We start from the raw sequence: 15,563 nt of genomic DNA on the forward strand, positions 1-15,563 counted from the left end.
GGCCGAGATCGAATGGCTCCATTGTCACTGGCTTTTGCCCGGCAGTGATTCACCTCCCCGAAACCAAACTCTCTGACACCAACAAGGACACGGACATGACGACACGATTGACGGTGAGCTTGACTCGCCACGACGGGCAGGCTGGTGGTGGCGAAACCGCTGCAACCTGCCAAATGGAAATCGACATCGATGATGAAGTGAACGCGGACGCCGGCCGGCTCTCGGATCGCCTGCAGCAAGCCTTCACGGTATGTCGCCGGCAAGTTGACCGGGAGCTTGCAAGCGGACCGGGTGACCTTGTCGAAAACAGGCACGCCAAGAGTCACGCACGTTCGGGGCCGGATCCGCGTCCGGCAACGGAAGCACAGGTGCGAGCGATCCATGCGATCGCGTCGAAGACCAACACGCGACTGGCTTCTCACTTGGACGAGGTCTACGGCGTCTCGACACCGCAACGACTGACACTGAAGCAAGCCAGCGAACTGATCGGCAAACTCAAGGAGCAACTGGTTCACTAGCGTGCATGGCGTCAAACGAAAATGAAAGCCGCTCTGCCCGTCGTCCTTTGGCGGCGGGCAGAGCGGCTGTTTTTTAGCTCCCAGAGCTTCGGCTGAGATCAGTTGGCCTGCAGTCGTTCCTCGATGCCTTGCATAATGTAATCGAGTACGTCATCGGCTGACTGTGCGAAGTCATCAAGCGCCTGCTGTGCATCGCATACTCGGCTCCATTGCTCCTGCATGTCTGGCTGGTTCATGTCATGGCTGGTTGGTGGTGCGATCCCGGACAGTGCGAGAAGGATGTCAGACGTAACCGTCTGCACGCTCTTCTGCTTTCCACTGGCGATCCTTCCAATCGTCGAGGGATCAAGGAAACAGAATTTCCCCAGTTGCCTGTAGTTGGGAAAGCACTTTTGGTTCGACCTTAGCGAGTTGCCTCGCTTGTTACACCGTTGAAGGTAGCTGCTGATTTGTTGGCTGTTGGTTTGAGCCGGTTGCGTGAGAGTCGACATTGGATTCCAGTGAAAGTCGAGTGGTTTTTGCATGAAACCGCGGAGTTTGCCGCGGGATGATAGGTTTCGTGTTGGTTTGAGACTGCAAAAGACGTGATGGTTTTGCAATGGACGATTCGACGTTGACGTTGACTTGCATCGAAAGGCGTAATTCACAAGGGGGCCGATGAATGTGGACATCTCGGTGAGGGGTGGAATCAAGGAAATTCCACCCCTCACTCTGAAGCCCCAGCACCTAAACTTCCCCAAAAGCGTCACATACCAGTTGCCGTTCTGAGGTTGTCTGCACCGCAGTTCGCTGCCCGCTCATGAGACGTGACGATTTCCTGTGTCAAGTACGTTGAAAGCGGCAGACCATTGTCGTGTTCATTTGCGAGCCACTCCGCGGCAATTTGGGAACGGATGATTCGCGTCTCGGTGAGGCCCAATGAAGTACAGGCTGGATAGACGCCAGCGAGCGCCAGAATCACACCTACTGCTTCTAGCTCTAGCCAGAAGTAGTCTGCCCAAGCGACGTGACGAAGTCGCTCAACATCACACTGACAGTACAGGGCCAGTTGTCTCAGACTTGGGTGATGGTCAGGGCGATCCTCGTCGCAACACTCCCTCAAGTAGTCGCGGATGATCCGGGTCACGTCACCTAGTGCGGCCTGTTTTAAGAGTTGGTCAGAAAGGTGGCGTAGTGCCATGAGTTCATTTGGTGACAGTCCGCTGTCAACTGGAGGCTCGGATGGTTTACCGAGATCATGCTCGCACTCCGATGTGATTGAGCTCTTCTTTGCGTTTGATTCGGGCTTGCTCAGACCGTGGTTTTCGATATCGGCGTCCCAATCCCGCTCTCTGTTGTCAACCTGTTTGGCGAGCTCAGTATCATTCTTGCGAAGCGATTCCGCATGCTGCAGCCTCTCGCGAGGCTGGCCATCTGACTTCGGCACCGTATCAAGGGCGGTTGCATTCCGCCCGGGTGCAACGGGTGACGTTGCAACTGGATTCATTTGAAACTGTTTGGGCAATTTGGCACCCGCAGGCAGTTTCGTTCCTTCTCGGCGTTCTGCTTTCAATAGCTCGTTTGCAACCATGATCAGTTGCCCCTTCGTCAAATGCCGTCCGGCTCGATTTAGCTGTTCGAACAAACGTGGAGGAAGAACGGTGGTCTCGAACATTTGGTCGGAGATCGGGATGCCCAACACGTGTAGTGCACACAGCCGACTTCTGCCGTCCAGAAGATAGCCTTCAGGGTCGACGAGTACGGGTGTGAGCAGACCCGACTGTTCGATCGAATGAACGAGCCGGTCGAATTCCTCTGCTGACATCGGCTCAACGGAGTTGCAAACATCGTGCACGCCACGAATTCTTTTGTGGGTCTGGAGGGCCGTCTCAACTGCTGGGAATGCATACGTAGACTTGGTTGTTTTTGACATCGTCGATCCATATGGAAGTGGGCGGCGGCCCGTGTCACCGCGATCCCCGGAGTATCCGGAAGAACTTGGCCGCCGCCCAACTTGGATTGGTTTGATCACGGTGACAGAAGCAAGCATGGCTAATGCGAGACGATGTCCAATTTTGCGGGCCGTTGCCGGCTAAGGCAATCTCTTCATCCCGGTACAGGTGATAATGTGCCGAGCTGTCAGATACTGATCATCCATGCAAATACGCGGGCAGTTTGTTGCGATTCTTAGCGATGACAAATGATCGTGCATTCTGCGAGGACTCATCGAAAAATGCGTGTGACGCCGAATGGTCAGTTCGCTGATGGAGTACAGATGACACATGTCTCGTCCTGTCTGTATGCATCGTAAGTACACGAGGCGTTGGTCAGGCGGATGTGCAACGGGGTGGGCGACGTTGATCAAGCGAGTCTACGAAGTCGCCCCCTTGTGAAGTCCCGAGTGTGACGACCAGATGAAGGTGGTGTCGTTCATCGAACCGCCAGGAGCCGACGTGATTGAAGCGATACTGTCGCATTGCAGGTTGTGGTGGTCTCGATCACCGCCAACGCCGCCCCAGGTGCGTGAATTGTTGCTCGAGTTGGACGCTGCCTACTCAGGTATCTCGCTCGATGCGGCAATTGAAGCCGACCACTCGTACGAATTAACCTGCATCGAAATCTGCGTGCTACCGCGTGACGGCCGATTCGGCAGCGGAGCCAACATTCGCACGTGAGCGTTTTCGGTTGAGTGTGTCTGGCGACATCGTGTGCCGATAACTTGCTCGCTGACTAGACGCACAAGCAGTCAACTGCGACTCGCCTGATTAGCCACGAATGTGTCGCCTTCGTTGAAGCATCGAAAACGTGATCGGCGATACGCATCGATGCGATCTTCCCAGTACGTGGCGACAGTTTGACCGCGGACCCGCGGTTCGCACAAAGTCGTCGCCGTCGCCACATAGCAGTGACGCGAGCAAGGCTAGCGAGTCGAAGTCTTGTTCTTGGAGGTCGGCGTCGCGTCGTCGCAAGCTTTGAAGTTGCAACAGGCCAGCGACTTAATTGAAAGGCTGAAAGGCCAATTGTCGCCAAGCTAACAATCGGCCGCCAACCCCAGGATTCACTCCTGTGCGTTGGCGGCTTTTTTAGCCCCTGTGCTTCGTTCATTCTCCTGATTGCCTTCAGGCGACATCGCTGGACAGTTCAGTCGGTTGGCATCCACCGATGGGTTCAATTTTACTCAAATCCGCAACGTTGCCAGTTGCCCTTGATAATCGCCGAGCGAACGTCGCCGGGCGTCGCTCCTCTGACTTTGGATGCAACGCGAGCATCCTGTAGCCGGCGAAGTTGTTCGTCCGTCTCTTCCAAATTTGAGGAGTCTAGTCCCGGCGGCGTGATGCCCGCGAGGGCAAGGAGGAGACGGCATCCATCGGAGGCGTCGGTAATGTTGCTTGTAATGGTTGCTGTTCTCAATGGTGCCTGATTTGTTCATCGAAACAACTCCAAAGTTGAGGGCGGCGGCACGTGTTAACACAATCCGTCCCGAGAACCGGGAAGAACTCTGCCGCCACCCTCGTGATTGGGTGCGAAATGGATTGGTTGACCCATTCAGTTTCCCGGTCGATTGAAATCCGCCGAATTGCGTGGGCTACTCAACGCATGAAGAAGACGCAGCAGCTCAGCCAACTCTGGATCATCCAAGTGATTGCGGATGCACTCGCCGACGATCACAGCAGAGGTGGTGGATTCGGTGGTGTTTTTAATTTCAGTTAAGAAAACACCGTGATTTCCGCCGTCGGAGAAGTCCTGTCGGGGGAGCTGAGAGATCAGTCTCCAAGCATTCTGACCCCGTACAACCCAGCGTTGTACGGGGTTTTTTTGTGTCGTCGCTCTCAGGTCCCAGTGATCCCGCGAGGCGTGGGCCGGACCAAGCGGAGCGCTGTTCCGGCAATCCAAAGCAGATCGGGTTAGATGGCTGGCACCATCCGTTTCCCCGGGAAACAACGGCGTGATGCGGCTGGCTTTGCCTTCTTGATGTTCGGTCTTGATCGACCGGACCAACATGCGGCCACGTTCCCAGTTGATGTCGCTCCAACGAAGCAGCAGCGTTTCGCTCGGCGTGCGTAGTCCGCCGTAGCGTGCCAGTGCGATGATCGCTCTCCACTGAACGTCTGGGGCGGCACTTCGCGGGAAACGAAGTGCAATCGTTCGCTGTTCACTTCCGATCCGACTTTGATCGCCGCGAATGCCATCGTCGTGCGGTCGCGACATTCAGGATGCTACCGACAGAATCGTTCTCGTCCAGCTTTGCAAAGCCGGTTGATTGAACCGTTGTCGTTCCGCTTGCCACTCCAGTCATCTTCGTGCATCGCCGTGCTTCTTCTGGCATCCGAAAATTGTTTTCGGTTTTTCTCATCGCTGTTCGTTCACGTTCATGCACTTGGCTGATTGTCTCGTTTCGGTTGCCGATCGTTAACGGACGACGCGACAAGTCAGCGCTGAAAGGAACCGTCGCCACGTTCACTACGGACAGACCGGTGGCGTGCTTCGCAGTGTTCACGGTCGCCGTGAAACGTTTGGTCCACCATGCCCAATAACTGCTAAAATTTGGTGCAAAAAGTTCCAGCAGTAGTCGAGGCCATGCACAAAAATACCGCACAGTTTCTCGCGTTTCTCACCTTGGTAATTGGGGTGATGAGTCAGACGAATTCCGCCGAGCCAGAGCTCTGGCCCATCTCAGTTGAGGGGAAATGGGGCTACATCAACTCAACTGGCAAAGTCGTGATTAAGCCGCAATACGCGAAGGCGGATCAGTTCAGTGAGGGCCTTGCAGTGGTATCTGTCTTTGGAACCAGCGAAACAGATCGCGTTTTCGACCGAACCTACGATGGATTTATTGACAAGAACGGAGAGTTCGTCATTCCAGCGAGATTGCCAGATTTCTACAACAAACGTGAAGCCTACGATTCCTACGGATACTCGAGTTTCGAGGATGGCGTCGCGGTCGTTCGAGACGCATCGAGTTCAAGCGGTTTGAAAGGACTGATCGACCGAACTGGAAAGTTGGTCGCTCCGATGAAGTTCAGCTCGTTTGGATGGTCATTCAGTCAAGGATTGACCAGTTTTCAGATTGGAAATGGGGACGGTAGTTCCGAGCGTGGATACATGGACTACACGGGAAAAGTCGTCCTGCGTCCAAAACACTTTCTCTACGGAGACGCGTTTTACGAGGACCGAGCCAGCATCACGATCCGCGACGAGTCGGACGACTACGTAACGTTGATTGACCTCAACGGAAATCAAATTGTGGCCCCAGGGACGTACACGGCTATCTCAGGAGTTCGCGGTGGGCTTTGCCGAGTCTACGGAGATGGCAAAGTAGGCTTAGTTGACCGCAATGGAAAGGTTGTCATCAGGCCCGGAGAGTATGAGCAAATCACGGAACCTGACCCGGGAACTGTTTTCATCGGCGAGAAGCAGGGAAGGTTCTACTCCATAAGCCTGAACGCGGACGCAACCGTGCTGCCGGATTTTGGTGCCGAGCCTATTCGCTACCGCGATGAGTTGATCTGGGTTCGGAAGAACGAGAAGAATGGTTTTGTGAAACCAGATGGAACCGTCATCGTTGAATGCAGGTTTGACGATCTGTCCAAATTCAACGGAGAGCTAGCGGAGTTCCGTGACGACTCAGGGCAGGGCTACGTAAATCGCGAAGGAGCCATTGTTTGGTCAACGAGTCAATGGGAACTGCCTCTTCAATATTCGATCCGCAATCCACTCAAAAGCTACCTGCCAGACTTTAGCAATGAGGCCAAGCCGTTGTCGTACAACTGGGACTGCGAAAATGCGATCGTCTTTGTCTGCGATGGAAATTTAGAGCGACTGAGAAAGTTCTACTTGTCGAAGCGATCTGATGACGTGGAGGTAAAGGACTACACGGACTATGGCTCCGAACCCGGCAAGATCAATATGATGATTTCGTTTGACGGAGTGGCGTATCTGGAAGTGTACGCGATGCAAGGTGATGCGGAGTCCGAAGACTCTGAAGATACAGACTACTTCGTTAGCTTCTATCATTGCGAGAGCATGGACGCGCTGCGAAAGAAGTATCCCGACAAGACCGTCGGAATCATTCTGGAAAATTGATTCGGATATTTTCGTCCGCTCTCAACCACTCGACTCTGCTTTGCTCCATTCGGCGCATTGGGTTCGTTTGACCGAGCCAAAGTCGGCACTTGAACTCCGCGAGGGCGAACGCATCCTTCAACGAAAGGATCGTTTCTCACACAGAGGTTTTTGAATGTGCCGCAATCTTGCCGCTGTTTTTGTTGTCGCGTTTGCCGCCGCCGCTGCAATCGCCGACAGTCCAGATGCCACGACCACGGACCGCGTCTTGCAAGCAACCTGCCGCATCTTCGATGCCGACGAGGACAGCTACCGCGTTCTGGCAAACGCACACGTCGTCGGCAGAACCGGCAGTCGCGTGAAGCTCGAATTTGAACACTCGGGTTATCGGTCTCGCCCGATCGCTGGTCGCGGTGGCACGGCCACACCGGGGTTCTGTTCGTTCGCACATCGCCCGCAACTCTTCGATTGATTTTGCGATTGTCGAACTTCCGCGATCAGTTTTCCCAGGACCGATGCCCGTTGTGCCGCTTGCAGAGGTTTCCGCCCTGTCAGATGGGAAGTTGGCCAAAGGATTGGCCGATGGCGAAACCGTGCTGACGGTAGGTGCCCAAGGAGGGGCCGCCGTCAGCCTGCAACACGGTCACGTCGTCAGGCAAACGCGAAGCTTGATCTACTACAAGCCCGAAGCGTTGCCGGGTCGCTCCGGTTCACCGCTATTCAACGACGAAGGAACCAACGTCGTTGGCTTGGTCGCATGGAGAACCGGCGACGGTCACGGACTCGCGATGAACGCCGGCGCCGTTCGCTCATTCGTTCACGTCGAAGTCGAAAGCGAACTACCCGACGACGCGATACCCTTTTGGCAATCGCGAGTGCATTTGGTTCTCGTCACGTCAAACGGATGCCAACCCTGCGAACTGCAAAAGCAATCCATGCCCGCCGACGTTCGCTACGAAACGCTCGGCATCGCGAAGGCAAACGCCAAGGGCTACAACATCCGTGTGACGCCAACGCTGATAGTCTTCGTCGAAAACAAGCATCGAGCGGCCTGCTTCGCGGCGATCGCCTGATTACGTTCCTGGACCGTTGGGGTTTCGGCAACAGGGAGCCACACTCCGAAGAAGTCGAACCAGCCGATGACGACTTCAACCCATGGACAAACAACCGCCGCTGGAACCGAGGCCTCGTTCGAGACCGCATCGACAACGCGAAGAGCAAGTTCGCGTGGTGGTTGTTTGGAAAGTGGCTAGGCTTCGGAGCCGGAGGCGTTGCGGTCGTCCTGCCGTGGCTGATGTGGCTCGCCCGCGTCTGGCGATCATCGAAGTCGAAAATTGCAGGCCGCCGATTGAATAGGCGATCGGGCTCAAGCTCAAGGCGTTCGCCGCGAAAATCTACACGCCGTAGCCATCGGTAAACGCAGTGTTGTTTAGAAAGTGCTTTGATGGGATCGTTCAGAGCGATTTCAAAGAAAATTGAAAAAAATCCTTGACTGTGATGTGGGAAACACAATAATCAGGCGATGCTTTCGGGACCGCCATTCCCTTCCGCATTCTCTGGAACAGAATTTCCCTCCCCCGTATTACGAGAGGAGGGTGGTTGAGTCGAATTCGAGTGCCTTCATGCAGGTCGGCAACAAGAATTTTGATTCAGGATTGAACCCTTCAATTTTGTTCATCTGATCGAGTAGAGATGCGACTTCTATCCTCTTCACCAACGCCAAGGCGACTGGGATATCTCTGGAATGTAGGTTTGCTTTCTAAAGCAAATTTGCTCGCATGTTCACACTCATATATCGCCACCCTTCTCTCACTTATTTGGGTCCAGCGAGCAGTAGTATCCAGAGAGCTACTGTCGCGTTGGTGGGATGACAGGGATCTGGAGACTGCTTGGCCGCCGTTCGCATGTTAACTGACCATTCGGTCGCCAAAGTACATGCGAACTACTCCATGATTCTTGCCCATTTTCTCTGGTGGACTTTTATTTCATCATTATCCCAGAGGAAAACGCAATGTCTTCAGAAAATAGACAATCTGTTGGCGAGTTGGTTCGTGGAATCTTTAGCCGTCGTCGATTGATCAAAGTTTGGCAGGATGCAGCCGCGAAAACTTTAGCACAGATGGCGCTTGGACTTGTTACATTATGCGGAGCTCTTGTTCTGGCATATTTTTGGAGCCAACATACGCCAGAGTTTTTAGGGAAAACGTGGGCGTCTGACGATGGTCAGCTGGTTCTTGTGTGTGAAACCTTGGATGACATTAGCCTATTCGGCCGAGAAGAAGGACCTCTTTTAATCTCGCTGGAAGCGCCTCAGGCTAGCGAGTCCATCCATTACGAAGGTGTTTTGCGTTGCGCTGACCATGGTGGCGTCGTCGGGCAGGTGAGTTTTGACCTGGAGCCATTCAATCAAATTCGCATTAGAACGATTTCAAACGTTCAGCAGGGATATAGGTTAGATGCGGTCTTCCGAATTACGTGGCCAGATGGTGCTGTTACACATGGGTACACCGGAGTTGCAGCCGCTGCCATCCACACAACGGTCTCGACTCGCAAGTAGACTCGCGGCGATCATAGCGGCCCCGAGGCAATCTGATGCCTATCTGGCACGTCAATGTCGTTTGGGTTGGAGACCGAGCGTGCAGTGGTGTTGGAGCATAGCTCGGACGATGGAGACTTCGCTTGTCACACGGACAATCACCGGCCCGCTCGTTCCTCGCTAGCACCGTTGCTTGTCCGTGTGCCTGCGCTCATTCGCTTCGGTCATGCTCCGCCGCCGCGAAACGTGGCCTCCGTTCGTTCCTCACTGCGGATACGTCACGCGACGGCTCCGCATTCTAGCGTGACGATGCTTTAGAGCGTCTTCCGTTCCGCCGGGCTTCTGAGCCCGGTTCAGGCTGTCCGCAAGCGGTTAGCCACTTCTTTCGAGGGTCAAAGTCGATCGGCAGGCCACCGCTCCGATCGTTCGTTCCGGTCGTCCGCTCGGGTCAAACATCGGCCCCTCCAACGCACAAGTGCGAGGGGCCGATGTTCGACCTTTCGCTCCCGACCTTCTATCCCTCACTTCGCTATGGACATTCTCGATTCCGACATCCCCGTCTTCGTCCGACGTCGTCGCCCCATTCGGGACTTTGTTCTCAACGTGCTTTCGCACATCTACGCGATCCTGCTTCTCGCGGGGTTGTACATCGCTTTCGCGATTCGTTTGATCTCCGGTGCTTTCATCCGCTACACGCGTCTCCGCTACATTCCCGCTCACTGGTTGTGGCTCGTCGACTATGACTACGATTCGCCGTGCTGGGTCCAATGGGCAAACATCCGCTACATCGACGCGATCGCCTCGCCTTCTCGCTATCGCTCGCCGGGGAGGCTCAGGCGGTCGCTTCGCTCCGCCAGGCGCGAGCGGGTTAGGTGGCTGGCACCATCCGTTTCCCCACCGTCTTGAGTATCTCCGCACATTGACCCGAAGGACTCGCGATAGTTCTGCTCAAGCCTGGTTACCGGCTAATTGGCGAACAACGGATGGTTTTGGCGGGCTCGACTATCGCGTGCAACGAACAAAACTCACTGTTCCAAACGCTCACGCCAGTAGCCTGGTTTTCGCTTTGTGTGAGCCAACGCGACGATGAGAACTCTTTCGTCGCGAATGATGTAAGCGAGAACAAATGGAAACTTCTGGAATCGGAAGCCTCGCGTTTCCAATAGATACGCCGCCCAAGAATCGGGTGATCGCTGCACAAGCTCTTCGGCATGTTCAAACTCAAGCTTGAACTGCTCGCCTATCTCCTGGGCGATCCTGGCATACCAGGAAAACGCCTCGGCGACTTCATCGGACGCGTCAGGGTGGTACTCAAGTTCGACCACTGGGTTTCCCGCCGATTCGTTTCCATACTTCCGACGAAGGAACTGTCTTTACCCGACCGCTGTCAATATCGGCGATGCGATTGCTAATCTCGTCAGACCAAGACTCGCGAATCTCTTGCGATTCGTGATCGTCAGTTTCGCTTTCCAAGCTGGCAAGAATGGCGTTCGCAACGACGACTCGATCTGCGGGAGCAAGTTGCAACGCAGATGTGATGAGTTGATGGGTGGATTCGGACATGAGTGGACCCTTGAGTGAACGATGACGCCGGTCCCAGTATATCAAGCCAGCGTCATCCAGTCGAAGACCGACTTTCGACGATGGTTTGGATGATCTCCTTGGTGGTTTGGTCTAGCGTGGACCAGGACTGCACGAGTGTGCGTAGAGCGGAATCTTCCATTGCCAATGAGCCTACTGCACCGAAAATCGCACCACGACATAGGCAAACCTCCGGTTTCACTAGTGTTTTGTGAGGTTGTGCTTCTCCTGCCGGGGGACCTGAGAGATCAGTCTCCAGGCATTCTGGCCCCGTGCAATCCAGCGTTGCACGGGTTTTTTTGTGTCGTCGCTCTCAGGTCCCAGTGATCCCGCGAGGCGTGCGTCGGACCAAGCAGAGTGCTGTGCCTTGGTCCGGCCTACTTCAATCGCTGAATGCTGCCATCGGCTGTTCGTAAAACCGGTTGACGTGAAAGCTTGGTTGGCGTCACGGTGCGAAACGCCAATGACTTGAGGTTGTCATTCGATGCGATTGCAGAACTGCGAGACCGCAGGTTTGGATTGCCGATACGAGACGATTCTTACATCGAGACCGTGCGACTTCGTTTTCAAGAACGCTCTTTCGATCGCGCTGATGATCCAGGCGTCGTCATTGCGAAACACGCCTCCGCCGAGCAGCGTGAGGTAGACGACATTGACGCCGGTGCGTGACGCGTTGATAGCGGCGGCCAGTAGTGTTGCTTCATAGGCGGCGTCGAGGATCAGCTTGGCGAAGTCCGTCCACAACTTGGCACGCTGGCCACCGTAGGCAACCGGCAGTGCGGAGCAATACGCTTGGCTGACGCGATGTTCAATACCGGGAAGCGTCACGTCGGCTTGCCATTGCAGGCCGATTCGCAACTCGCCGCGAAGTTCGTCCAAGTCCGATTCGCTTGCCGATTGCAGACGATTGGTGATGCGCCGAAGGCCATCGTCGGACGGGAAAAGATAGCCGTTTTGCATTTGCCAAAGCTGGCCGTCTTGATTGCCGAGTTTGCTTCCCAGATCGGCGGAGCAGTCGATTTGATGGTCGGCGGATTGGCCGATGCGGTCGCCGACCGGTGCAAAGTAGTTGCGATAGATCGTGCTCGCTCCACAGGCGATCGCGCACGCCGGGCCTTGCGTTGGGTCGTTCTCATAGATGCCGACGCCGCGTTCCGGAGTGACCGATGGGCCGGTCATTTCCAATAGATTGAATTGTGACGCGACTTGGAACAGAACGCCCGCGTTGGCCGAGTCCGCGTGCAGCTGGCGAACGTCGCCAACGTGTTCGCGAATCGTCGATGGATGCGTTCGAGCGTCGAGTTGCGAAACGGTTTGACGAAGTTCCGATAACTTCGGTGTTTCCAAACGACCGAACGCAAATCGTTTTCCGTCGGGGCAAACGATCTGATCGCTTTCGATCGATAATTCTCGGCGAACCTGTTCAGGCGATTCTTCCTCGATTCCGGTAAGCTTTGTCAACCAAGTCATGACGTTTGTTGTTTTTCGAGACTGAATGGACCGCCGCGATGGCACGCAAATTGGATCAGATTCTCGTTGTTGATGTCGAGTCGACGTGTTGGGACGGTGGACCGCCCGAAGGCGAGGAGAGCGAGATCATCGAGATTGGTTTGTGCCTGGTCGATGTTGCCTCTCTGAAGCGAATCGGCAAGCACAGCATTTTGGTGAAGCCAGAGCGGTCGACGATCAGCGAGTTCTGCACTGAACTGACAACGCTGACGCCGGAGATGTTCGCGGGTGCTGGTACTTTGGCAGACGCGATCAAGCGTCTTAAGAAAGAGTTCGCATCGAAAGATCGGTTATGGGCCAGTTGGGGCGATTACGACCGGCGACAATTTGAACGGGTGTGCCAGTCGGCCGGCGTTGGCTATCCGTTCGGGCTGACGCATCTGAACGTGAAGACCCTGTTCGCGGTTTCGCTTGGGTTGAATCACGAGGTCGGCTTGGACGGTGCCTACGACAGACTGGGGATGACGATGGAGGGGACGCATCACCGAGGTGATGACGATGCATGGAACATCGCGGACGTCTTATGCCGGCTTCTTTCCAAATCGCGAAGAATTGCGTTGTGAAGACGATCAACGTGCTGTTCGTGTGCAGCAAGAATCAATGGCGAAGTCCGACGGCCGAGGCGATCTATCGACGTGACGATCGGGTGTCCGTTCGATCGCGTGGCACGGCGAAGGCGGCGGTGCAGACGATTCGGGCGAGTGATATCGCTTGGGCGGACGTGATTTTGGTGATGGAAGACAAACATCGACAACGGATCTTGGCCGACTTTCCTGGCGAAGCAAAGTTCAAGCCGATGCATGTGCTTGACATTCCGGACGACTACCGGTTCATGGACGACGAGTTGGTGGAGTTGATCCGGTCGGCGGCGGAGCCGATCATTGCAATTTCACTTGGTGAATCAAAGCGTTTCCCGCCGAGGTAGTGCTCGAACAATCGGTAGGGCTGGTCGCCGTAACGTTGGACCTCGAAAAGCCCGGACCAGAAATTCGCCAAGACTTCAGCGTCCAGGCCAGCGTTTCTGGGTTTGGCTTCCTATACCAAGCGTGCTTTCATCCGTCGCTTCGCCCGTGGCAGTCGTTCATCGTCGATGCCGCCGACGCGGAGGACTACGTTAACGAGCATTGGCCTTGACGGCTACGCCGCGTTTAGTGCCCGAGCCGCTTGCGTGTCCATGATGGGCTTCGCCGTGCATCGAGAACTGCGACGACTAACACGACGTCTTGATCGACTCGGTAGTAGAGCGTGAAGGGAAACCGCCGCGAGAGCGAACGGTGGTAGCCGCAGACTTGCTCGTGAATGCCGCCGTCGATCGCAAGTGAATCAATGTCGGCGATGATTGACGACCGAAAGTAGTCGCCAAGTCCTATGTTTTGTCCCTCGTAGAACCAAAATCCATCGGCAATGTCCGCTTACGCGTCACTGCTGATGTTGACGATCATTGGCCCAGTTTCAGCAATCGGGCCTTGGCATCGCTCCAAGTCGATATGGTTGCTTCGCCGCTGGCTAATCGGCGCGCGCGTTCCGCAAGCACTTCCCCATGCCACTCGGGCGACTGAACATCACCAGACTTTTGGCAGAGGCTCGACCAGATCGTTTCCATTGCTTCCATCTTGTCAGCGACAGACATGGAATCGAGAGGGATTTTAATTGACATAGGTTTTCCTTTTCTGGACAGCGTTGACTTCAATACTAACGAGAGCAGTTCAATCTCGCGATTCGCCCGCCGCCTTCGCTTTCAGTTCGTCAAAGAGTGCCGTTTTTCCGAGCAATACCCACATGCATTCGTATCCTGTCGAGGGAGCTGAAGCAACATTGCCTGGGCATTTTGCGTCGTACTGAGCAAAATCTTCCAGATTTTTTTGTGCCTCATTGGCTGCAGATTCCTGAGTACGAGCAGGAATGGGACCGCCAATGGGACCGCGGTCCCGTTCGCAGCTGAGGCCAGTCTCAACGATCGCGCCTTCTTCCTAGTGATCATTCGGACCTGCAAATCGCTCTTCTCGGCTATCGGTCGCGCATCAGGTTTTCTAAGGGCTGCTTCACTGCTTTGGCCCAAATTTCGTAGCCTTTTTGCGAAGGATGCAAACTGTCAACCATGACGTCCGGTGGGATGTTGCCATCTTCATCGAGGAACTTCTCGCCGATGTCGAGATAGTGAATGCGGTCGCCGTCGTGCAGCCGCGAGATGGCTTTGTTGATCTCTGCGATCTTACCGCGGACAGGATCGTCGGCCTTTCCACGTGGAAAGACGGCATGTAGCAATATTTTGGAATCAATGAACCGTTTTTGCATGTCGAGCACGATGGCTCCGATGCCTTCGGCGATTTCAGGAGCCGTGTTTCGCCCCGTATTGTTTGTGCCGATCATTAACATGATGGCTTTCGGATTGATCCCTTCACCTTCGCCGTTTTGAAGGCGGTAGAGGACACCCTGCGTGGTGTCTCCCGCAATCCCGAAATTGGCGACGTTCCATTTGCCAAAGCTCTCTTCGAAGACCTTCTTCCCGGCAAACGGACCGTTGTCGTTTCGCCAAAAGTCGGTAATCGAATCGCCCATGAACAGGATCTCTGCTTTGCCCTGCTTGGCGACTGCCAGGTTCTGCTGATGTTTCTGTCGGAAGAAGGGAGCAAGGCCTGGAACAATTGCCGAGTTCGGACGCGGCACACGAACTTCGACCAGCGTTGGGAACTCCTTGAGCACCGCCCTTGTTTCCGCGTCGGTCGTGTCGACGAATTTCGCGAGCGCTGCTTTCGCGCGAGCAACTTCTACTGCCGTTGGACGCTTGATTCGCACTTCGTCTGGGACTTCCGCACTGCCGGGAGTGGTTGGGCGTTCGACGCTGGTGGAGTCGTCCGTGGGTTCGGGCACGGATTGGCCTCTGATTCATCCGTGTTCGCTGCGTTTGGATCGTCTGCATTGCCACTCTTTCCCGGCCGCAGCTTCGTGATTCCCAGCTGATCCAGCATGTGCTGGCGGTCTTGCTGGGTGTCGAAGACAACAGGCTTGGGAGTGTTTGAAGTCTGCTGCGACTCCTGCGCGTTCGCTACTTCGAACTGCGTGATCAGCAGGCAAGCTATGAAGATTCGAGTCTTGGCTTTCAGCATACTTCGGGGCTCCAATGTAGAATTGCGTTTCAAGTGCATTCGCGAGGGGAGGACGAATCCTTCGAGCCATCTGAAAAATATTCGATTTTCGGCCGAAGGCATTTCAGGGGTACCGCGAAGAATTTGAAGCTCAAATCGAATTGCGGTCTGATTTGACAAAGTTCATGAATCATGATTCTGAGAAGCACGCAAGAGGCTACCGATTGGATTCATTGCAGCATATAAACCGCATTGCTGACCTAGAGAATCGTCGCCGGCCAACGGTCACTA

Annotated in this window: 18 protein-coding genes; 10 read left to right on the forward strand and 8 right to left on the reverse strand. The window is 54.9% G+C overall.

What is annotated here, in order from left to right:
* Window positions 1-44 precede the first annotated feature (44 nt).
* A complete protein-coding gene (locus B2R17_RS18505; RefSeq protein WP_339886564.1) occupies window positions 45-518 on the forward strand; it encodes a hypothetical protein in 474 nt (157 codons plus the stop codon).
* A 98-nt stretch (window positions 519-616) separates the two neighbouring features.
* Here B2R17_RS18505 and B2R17_RS18510 read toward each other — a convergent pair whose 3' ends face one another.
* Together B2R17_RS18510 and B2R17_RS18515 are read right to left on the reverse strand one after the other, a co-directional pair.
* On the reverse strand, window positions 617-1,009 hold the full coding sequence (locus B2R17_RS18510) for a hypothetical protein (RefSeq protein WP_286765125.1): 393 nt from the start codon (window positions 1,007-1,009) through the stop codon (window positions 617-619).
* A gap of 254 nt (window positions 1,010-1,263) precedes the next feature.
* Entirely contained in the window at window positions 1,264-2,430 is a 1,167-nt protein-coding gene (locus B2R17_RS18515) for a ParB N-terminal domain-containing protein (RefSeq protein WP_286765126.1), read from the reverse strand.
* Between the two features lie 481 nt (window positions 2,431-2,911).
* On the opposite strand from B2R17_RS18515, the gene B2R17_RS18520 reads away from it, so the two are divergent.
* Window positions 2,912-3,172: a hypothetical protein gene (locus B2R17_RS18520; protein ID WP_007325233.1), complete on the forward strand. Its 261-nt coding sequence runs from the start codon at window positions 2,912-2,914 to the stop codon at window positions 3,170-3,172.
* A gap of 871 nt (window positions 3,173-4,043) precedes the next feature.
* On the opposite strand, the gene B2R17_RS18525 is transcribed toward B2R17_RS18520, so the two are convergent.
* Complete coding sequence (locus tag B2R17_RS18525; protein ID WP_286765127.1) at window positions 4,044-4,706, reverse strand: hypothetical protein; 663 nt, start codon at window positions 4,704-4,706, stop codon at window positions 4,044-4,046.
* A gap of 423 nt (window positions 4,707-5,129) precedes the next feature.
* Between B2R17_RS18525 and B2R17_RS18530 the strand changes: the two genes are divergently transcribed.
* The 5 genes from B2R17_RS18530 to B2R17_RS18550 all read left to right on the forward strand — a co-directional run bounded on the left by B2R17_RS18530 (window position 5,130) and on the right by B2R17_RS18550 (window position 10,002).
* A complete protein-coding gene (locus tag B2R17_RS18530) occupies window positions 5,130-6,581 on the forward strand; it encodes a WG repeat-containing protein (protein WP_286765128.1) in 1,452 nt (483 codons plus the stop codon).
* A gap of 154 nt (window positions 6,582-6,735) precedes the next feature.
* Complete coding sequence (locus B2R17_RS18535) at window positions 6,736-7,032, forward strand: hypothetical protein (protein ID WP_286765129.1); 297 nt, start codon at window positions 6,736-6,738, stop codon at window positions 7,030-7,032.
* Complete coding sequence (locus tag B2R17_RS18540; protein ID WP_286765130.1) at window positions 6,974-7,633, forward strand: S1 family peptidase; 660 nt, start codon at window positions 6,974-6,976, stop codon at window positions 7,631-7,633. The genes B2R17_RS18535 and B2R17_RS18540 overlap by 59 nt, the downstream gene beginning before the upstream one ends.
* Before the next feature lie 899 nt (window positions 7,634-8,532).
* The gene (locus tag B2R17_RS18545) at window positions 8,533-9,117 is read left to right on the forward strand and encodes a hypothetical protein (RefSeq protein WP_286765131.1); all 585 of its coding nucleotides are present in this window, start codon (window positions 8,533-8,535) and stop codon (window positions 9,115-9,117) included.
* 510 nt (window positions 9,118-9,627) lie between these two features.
* The gene (locus B2R17_RS18550; protein ID WP_286765132.1) at window positions 9,628-10,002 is read left to right on the forward strand and encodes a hypothetical protein; all 375 of its coding nucleotides are present in this window, start codon (window positions 9,628-9,630) and stop codon (window positions 10,000-10,002) included.
* Between the two features lie 119 nt (window positions 10,003-10,121).
* On the opposite strand, the gene B2R17_RS18555 is transcribed toward B2R17_RS18550, so the two are convergent.
* The 3 genes from B2R17_RS18555 to B2R17_RS18565 all read right to left on the reverse strand — a co-directional run bounded on the left by B2R17_RS18555 (window position 10,122) and on the right by B2R17_RS18565 (window position 12,147).
* Window positions 10,122-10,421, reverse strand: coding sequence for a type II toxin-antitoxin system RelE/ParE family toxin (locus B2R17_RS18555; RefSeq protein ID WP_286765133.1), 300 nt, complete (start codon window positions 10,419-10,421; stop codon window positions 10,122-10,124).
* Complete coding sequence (locus B2R17_RS18560; protein ID WP_286765134.1) at window positions 10,408-10,659, reverse strand: addiction module protein; 252 nt, start codon at window positions 10,657-10,659, stop codon at window positions 10,408-10,410. The genes B2R17_RS18555 and B2R17_RS18560 overlap by 14 nt, the downstream gene beginning before the upstream one ends.
* 495 nt (window positions 10,660-11,154) lie before the next feature.
* The gene (locus B2R17_RS18565) at window positions 11,155-12,147 is read right to left on the reverse strand and encodes a hypothetical protein (RefSeq protein WP_286765135.1); all 993 of its coding nucleotides are present in this window, start codon (window positions 12,145-12,147) and stop codon (window positions 11,155-11,157) included.
* 38 nt (window positions 12,148-12,185) lie between these two features.
* Between B2R17_RS18565 and B2R17_RS18570 the strand changes: the two genes are divergently transcribed.
* The 3 genes from B2R17_RS18570 to B2R17_RS18580 are packed head-to-tail and all read left to right on the forward strand — an operon-like array spanning window position 12,186 to window position 13,320.
* A complete protein-coding gene (locus B2R17_RS18570) occupies window positions 12,186-12,749 on the forward strand; it encodes a 3'-5' exonuclease (RefSeq protein WP_286765136.1) in 564 nt (187 codons plus the stop codon).
* Entirely contained in the window at window positions 12,746-13,111 is a 366-nt protein-coding gene (locus B2R17_RS18575; RefSeq protein WP_286765137.1) for a low molecular weight protein tyrosine phosphatase family protein, read from the forward strand. Before B2R17_RS18570 ends, B2R17_RS18575 begins: the two co-directional genes overlap by 4 nt.
* On the forward strand, window positions 13,111-13,320 hold the full coding sequence (locus B2R17_RS18580; protein WP_286765138.1) for a hypothetical protein: 210 nt from the start codon (window positions 13,111-13,113) through the stop codon (window positions 13,318-13,320). Before B2R17_RS18575 ends, B2R17_RS18580 begins: the two co-directional genes overlap by 1 nt.
* A 304-nt stretch (window positions 13,321-13,624) precedes the next feature.
* Here the strand turns inward: B2R17_RS18580 and B2R17_RS18585 are convergent, their stop codons facing one another.
* Together B2R17_RS18585 and B2R17_RS18590 are read right to left on the reverse strand one after the other, a co-directional pair.
* Window positions 13,625-13,843, reverse strand: a complete 219-nt coding sequence (locus B2R17_RS18585) for an addiction module protein (protein WP_286765139.1) — start codon at window positions 13,841-13,843, stop codon at window positions 13,625-13,627.
* A 350-nt stretch (window positions 13,844-14,193) separates the two neighbouring features.
* Window positions 14,194-15,057: a GDSL-type esterase/lipase family protein gene (locus tag B2R17_RS18590; protein ID WP_286765140.1), complete on the reverse strand. Its 864-nt coding sequence runs from the start codon at window positions 15,055-15,057 to the stop codon at window positions 14,194-14,196.
* Window positions 15,058-15,563: the final 506 nt, after the last annotated feature.

This window comes from Rhodopirellula sp. UBA1907 (assembly GCF_002337565.1).
In the GTDB taxonomy this organism is placed as follows: Bacteria; Planctomycetota; Planctomycetia; order Pirellulales; family Pirellulaceae; genus Rhodopirellula; species Rhodopirellula europaea.

What these genes read in the sequence shown, in the direction of transcription:
- B2R17_RS18585 (WP_286765139.1), bottom strand. Translation starts at nt 13,843, where the DNA reads ATGTCAATTAAAATCCCTCTCGATTCCATGTCTGTCGCTGACAAGATG.
- B2R17_RS18565 (WP_286765135.1), bottom strand. Translation starts at nt 12,147, where the DNA reads ATGACTTGGTTGACAAAGCTTACCGGAATCGAGGAAGAATCGCCTGAA.
- B2R17_RS18550 (WP_286765132.1), top strand. Translation starts at nt 9,628, where the DNA reads ATGGACATTCTCGATTCCGACATCCCCGTCTTCGTCCGACGTCGTCGC.
- B2R17_RS18560 (WP_286765134.1), bottom strand. Translation starts at nt 10,659, where the DNA reads ATGTCCGAATCCACCCATCAACTCATCACATCTGCGTTGCAACTTGCT.
- B2R17_RS18525 (WP_286765127.1), bottom strand. Translation starts at nt 4,706, where the DNA reads ATGTCGCGACCGCACGACGATGGCATTCGCGGCGATCAAAGTCGGATC.
- B2R17_RS18515 (WP_286765126.1), bottom strand. Translation starts at nt 2,430, where the DNA reads ATGTCAAAAACAACCAAGTCTACGTATGCATTCCCAGCAGTTGAGACG.
- B2R17_RS18535 (WP_286765129.1), top strand. Translation starts at nt 6,736, where the DNA reads ATGTGCCGCAATCTTGCCGCTGTTTTTGTTGTCGCGTTTGCCGCCGCC.
- B2R17_RS18510 (WP_286765125.1), bottom strand. Translation starts at nt 1,009, where the DNA reads ATGTCGACTCTCACGCAACCGGCTCAAACCAACAGCCAACAAATCAGC.
- B2R17_RS18530 (WP_286765128.1), top strand. Translation starts at nt 5,130, where the DNA reads ATGAGTCAGACGAATTCCGCCGAGCCAGAGCTCTGGCCCATCTCAGTT.
- B2R17_RS18570 (WP_286765136.1), top strand. Translation starts at nt 12,186, where the DNA reads ATGGCACGCAAATTGGATCAGATTCTCGTTGTTGATGTCGAGTCGACG.
- B2R17_RS18520 (WP_007325233.1), top strand. Translation starts at nt 2,912, where the DNA reads ATGAAGGTGGTGTCGTTCATCGAACCGCCAGGAGCCGACGTGATTGAA.